At 34.0% G+C, this 5,222-nt stretch carries 4 protein-coding genes; 3 read left to right on the forward strand and 1 reads right to left on the reverse strand.

All coding sequences use genetic code 11. From position 1 onward, the window contains the following. The first annotated feature begins 533 nt into the window (after positions 1–533). The gene (locus tag NBH16_RS23015; RefSeq protein WP_003013318.1) at positions 534–1,397 is read left to right on the forward strand and encodes an aminoglycoside 6-adenylyltransferase AadS; all 864 of its coding nucleotides are present in this window, start codon (positions 534–536) and stop codon (positions 1,395–1,397) included. 200 nt (positions 1,398–1,597) lie between these two features. On the opposite strand, the gene ere(D) is transcribed toward NBH16_RS23015, so the two are convergent. Then, positions 1,598–2,824, reverse strand: a complete 1,227-nt coding sequence (gene ere(D), locus NBH16_RS23020; RefSeq protein WP_009040233.1) for an EreD family erythromycin esterase — start codon at positions 2,822–2,824, stop codon at positions 1,598–1,600. 357 nt (positions 2,825–3,181) lie between these two features. Between ere(D) and NBH16_RS23025 the strand changes: the two genes are divergently transcribed. Beyond that, positions 3,182–4,348 carry a tetracycline-inactivating monooxygenase Tet(X2) gene (locus NBH16_RS23025; protein ID WP_008651082.1) on the forward strand — a complete coding sequence of 389 codons (1,167 nt, stop codon included), beginning with the start codon at positions 3,182–3,184 and terminating at the stop codon, positions 4,346–4,348. Between the two features lie 192 nt (positions 4,349–4,540). After that, positions 4,541–5,140 carry an exonuclease domain-containing protein gene (locus tag NBH16_RS23030; protein ID WP_050427871.1) on the forward strand — a complete coding sequence of 200 codons (600 nt, stop codon included), beginning with the start codon at positions 4,541–4,543 and terminating at the stop codon, positions 5,138–5,140. Positions 5,141–5,222 lie beyond the last annotated feature (82 nt).

Below are 5,222 nucleotides of genomic sequence, written 5' to 3' on the forward strand. Positions count from 1 at the left end.
GTGGGGTAAGGGGATATTGTAGGCAGAAGTGGGTGCTTCAAGTTCAAATTATCTGCAAATTCAGTAATGAGAGGACGTGTAAACGCAATAAGGACGTTCAAGGGCTTAGTTGCGGATTTGAGGGTGAATAGACAGTATTACCCGACAGAGCAACTATGACAACGTAACGCCTTTACAAAAAAGTCGGTACACGAAACCCATAGACTAATTGTCTTGACCTAAAAGAGATTGGAATTTTCAGGACTGCCTATCACTTAGATAGAAGTCCAAGGTCTGCTGAAATACATAATTCAAAAATTGAAATTGCTTGACTGCAAATTTAGTAACTTTGCTTGACAAATTAACGAGAAAGAAGAGAAAATGAAAACCGACCGCATAACATCACCTATACGCAAGCAGGGGTTTCGTGCTTCGTAGGACAGTTAAGTGGTAAATTTAAAGTTCAGTTCTTCGTAGGAAGTTCAGTGGTTAAAATCCCTGCCTGCGTATAGCTGAGAACCGTTGTACGACATAGTAAAACCGAACCAAACAAAATGAAAGTCAGAGAAGAAAAGTTAAGAACAATTATAGAATGGTCGGAGAAAAACGAAGATGTAAGAGTTCTTCTTCTGACAAGTTCACTTGTAAATCCTTTAGCACTTGTTGACGAATTTAGTGATTTAGACATTGAATTTGTTTTTGAGGATAATACAAATTACATTTCAGACAAAAGCTGGACGCTTAAATTCGGAAATCCAATTGCTATGATTGAAGAAGACGAAAGTTGTTTTAACCATAAACACGCAATGAAAATGCTACTTTATGAAGACGGTGTGAAAGTAGATTTTAAACTTTACAGCAAATCAAAATTTATAAAGGAAACGCAAGAGAAAGAATTACCAGAAGATTGGGATATTGGTTATAAAATTTTAATTGATAAAGATGGTATTACAAAGCAAATGCTGAAACCAACTTATCAAATTTCCATTATCAAAAAACCGTCTGAAAAAGAGTTTCAAAATCTAATAAACGATTTTTGGTGGGACACAACTTACGTGGCAAAGTGTCTTGTGAGAGATGAAATATTCTATGCGAAATTTATGTCGGAAACCGTTATTCGCACAGAATATTTAATTCCTTTAATTGAATGGCACATTGCAAGTGAACACAATTGGAACATAACGACCAATAAATATGGACGGCTTTTCAAAAAGTATCTTAACCAGGAAATGTGGGCTAAAACAGAACAAACATTTTCAGGGAGCGATATAAAGGAAAATTGGACTGCTCTATTTTCAATGACTGATTTAGTTTCAGAAATAGGAACTGAATTGTCAAAAAAATTAGAGTACAAATACCCGGATAAATTAGAAAATGACATACGAAAATATTTAGCTGGACTAAAACCCAAAACATAACTACGTCGTACAACATCGTATTGGCAATAGGCGGGCTGAACGGCTTCGTATCAACGGAAGTGCAAAATTCAACTTCTGTTCTTCGATTAAAGTTCAGTGCTAAAAATCCCGCCCATCGCCAATACGCGGCACGTTATGTGAAAGAATAAAACGGCACCTCCAAAAAGAAAGTGCCGTTTCGAAATTAAATTTATAAATTCTCAATCCACTACTTCTGAAACAGTTGATTTTTCTATTAGAAAAATTCCGTCAAAAGCTTCTTCTATTTCAGTTTTTAGGCACATCGAATCAAATCGAATCTTATTACAATTTTTTAATTCCGTACTTCTGTTCATTAGTAAACAGCATTCTTTTCCTCCAAATTCTTGCATAATAAATTCAACAGAATCCGACTCTGGAAAATCAAGTGGAAATTTATCAACCCTAAAGCCAAATTGATAATCATTATCAGGATACAATGCCGCAGTTTCTCCACGTAGATTAGTTATTGCAAATGCTTTATATTTTTCTCCAAAAGTCATCGAAAGTCTTTGCCCCATTGGATAACAACTAATAAATCCATCAAAATCTACCGGAGTTTTTTGAATGTGAGCATTGTGGGCAACCAAAATAATCTTTTTACCAAGTGAATTTTTCAAAAACCAATCAATGCTTTCTGCCATATACTGGTCTTTTGCTCCCATATCTCCTTCAATTCCCCTTTCAGTAATGAAACTTTCCATAGCATCAGCATTATAATTCATATAAATCAAGCCTTTAACTTGATGAACTATCGATTGAAATTCTAAACTTTCTAATTTTGGTTGAAGAGTAATCAAACGAATGTAAACTTTTAATAGCAATGCTTTTAATTCATTATGTTCAGCTTCATCAAAAAGCGATAAATTTAACGCAAGCTGAGAAGTCGAATAGAAATCAAATTTCTCAGCAAGATTTAAAATCTTCTGTAAGACATCAGAAGAAACGATTGAAAGTCTTTGCAAATAATCAGATACAATACGAAAGTTTGGAAAATAAGAACCTCCATTTTTAGGAATATCCACACCTAAAAAGGTAATTTGATTATTATTGTCTTGATTATACCGACGAAGCCATAGCAAAGTATCTTTAAACTCATTTGGATAATAAAAGTGTGACAGTAACTTATCCAAATCGTCGAATGGAATTTGTGATTTTATCCACTTATCAACTTCTAATCCTTCAGAAAAACCAAACTCAAATGCCAAGGTGTCAAAATCACATTCAGTTACTAAAAACTCAATAACTTGATGCCTGAATGTAAAAAACTCTTTTATGAAATGTGCGTTTTCGCCTAAACCAACAATTGTAGAAGAATCAAAATATTCTCGAAATCGAAAAAGACTTTGTTTTATGGATGTATTATTTTCCGAATTAAACGGAAAAGTTAAGGGTTTTATATTTTTCATTATTACCTTATTTTAAATTAAAAATTAACGTACCAAATAGCAACCGTCTCAAAAAGACGATTTAATAATTTACTTTAATTTTTAATTACCAAGGCTTGCTGAAATACATAAAATGTGAATTATTTGAATACAAAGATACTAAAAATTCCTTCACATAACATCGCATTGGCAAAATGGCAGGTTAAGTGCTAAATTGAAAGTTTCTGCATTTTATTCCGCCGAATGTGTTCCACATTCGCTTTTTATTTGTAAGTTAGCTCTGTGGAAACACATCGGCTACGTTCTCGCTAAATTGAACTTTTTGTCCAATTTATCCGCCACTTCGCCAATGCGTTTCCCGTTATGTGCCATTTTTGAATGACAATGCGAATAGATACAGACAAACAAATGAATTTACTTAGTGATAAGAACGTTGCAATAATTGGTGGTGGACCCGTTGGACTGACTATGGCAAAATTATTACAGCAAAACGGCATAGACGTTTCAGTTTACGAAAGAGACAACGACCGAGAGGCAAGAATTTTTGGTGGAACCCTTGACCTACACAAAGGTTCAGGTCAGGAAGCAATGAAAAAAGCGGGATTGTTACAAACTTATTATGACTTAGCCTTACCAATGGGTGTAAATATTGCTGATGAAAAAGGCAATATTTTATCCACAAAAAATGTAAAGCCCGAAAATCGATTTGACAATCCTGAAATAAACAGAAATGACTTAAGGGCTATCTTGTTGAATAGTTTAGAAAACGACACGGTTATTTGGGATAGAAAACTTGTTATGCTTGAACCTGGTAAGAAGAAGTGGACACTAACTTTTGAGAATAAACCGAGTGAAACAGCAGATTTGGTTATTCTTGCCAATGGCGGGATGTCCAAGGTAAGAAAATTTGTTACCGACACGGAAGTTGAAGAAACAGGTACTTTCAATATACAAGCCGATATTCATCAACCAGAGATAAACTGTCCTGGATTTTTTCAGCTATGCAATGGAAACCGGCTAATGGCATCTCACCAAGGTAATTTATTATTTGCTAACCCCAATAATAATGGTGCATTGCATTTTGGAATAAGTTTTAAAACACCTGATGAATGGAAAAACCAAACGCAGGTAGATTTTCAAAACAGAAATAGTGTCGTTGATTTTCTTCTGAAAGAATTTTCCGATTGGGACGAACGCTACAAAGAATTGATTCATACGACGTTGTCATTTGTAGGATTGGCTACACGGATATTTCCTTTAGAAAAGCCTTGGAAAAGCAAGCGCCCATTACCCATAACAATGATTGGGGATGCCGCACATTTGATGCCGCCTTTTGCAGGGCAGGGAGTAAATAGTGGGTTGGTGGATGCCTTGATATTGTCTGATAATCTAGCCGATGGAAAATTTAATAGCATTGAAGAGGCTGTTAAAAATTATGAACAGCAAATGTTTATCTATGGCAAAGAAGCACAAGAAGAATCAACTCAAAACGAAATTGAAATGTTTAAACCCGACTTTACGTTTCAGCAATTGTTAAATGTATAAAATGGAATAAAACGGCACATAACAAACAAATTGGCAATAGAGCCGGTGAAGTACTTCTATTGAACTTTTGTGCAATGTTGAAGATTAGTAATTCTATTCAACATTTGTGCTAAAAGTCGGCTCCATCGCCAATTTGCCAAACGTTATATGCCATATTACACCAAAACTCGTCTGAATTATACAAAATGAACTATGTTTAACTTTTTTAAACCTAAACCAAAAAATCAAATTGAAATGGAAGTTTCGGGAATAAATCCTGAAACAAACAATGAATTTCTATTCTATAATTTTATCGAAAATACACCAAACTATATTCTTGAACCTTGGCTAAAAAAAGCAAAACAAGTTGGTTATAAAGTAAAACCTCAATACGAACAAGCGATTTTGCAAAAATTGAAATTCAATCAATTTAAAAATCCTCATACATTCCCTGAGTACTTTGAAAATAAATTTGATTTTATTGCTATTGACTTTGAGACAGCAAATAACAGTAGATTAAGTGCTTGTGCAATCGGATTATGCTTCGTGAAAAATGACACAATAGTTTATTCGACAAAACACTATATAAATCCACCAAAATCAGAAAAGTTTTTAAAAACTCATACTTCAATACACGGAATTTCATATGAAGATGTAGAATTTTCCCTTAATTTTCAAGAATTATGGGAAGACGAACTTTCTAAATATCTTTCATCTAATTTATTAATTTTTCATAATGCGAGTATGGACTTGAGTGTTTTGAAAAATCTATCTGATTCTCCGCAAACACACCTAATATTTTTAGTATATTAGCGCTCAAAAAGCAGGGATTATGAACATATTCAGTTTTACGGCTCATTTCGGTTCGGAGGAAGATTGTCGTTTGCATTTCAAG

The organism is Parabacteroides sp. Y3-G-102 (genome assembly GCF_023656845.1).
Classification (GTDB): Bacteria; Bacteroidota; Bacteroidia; order Bacteroidales; family Tannerellaceae; genus Parabacteroides; species Parabacteroides distasonis.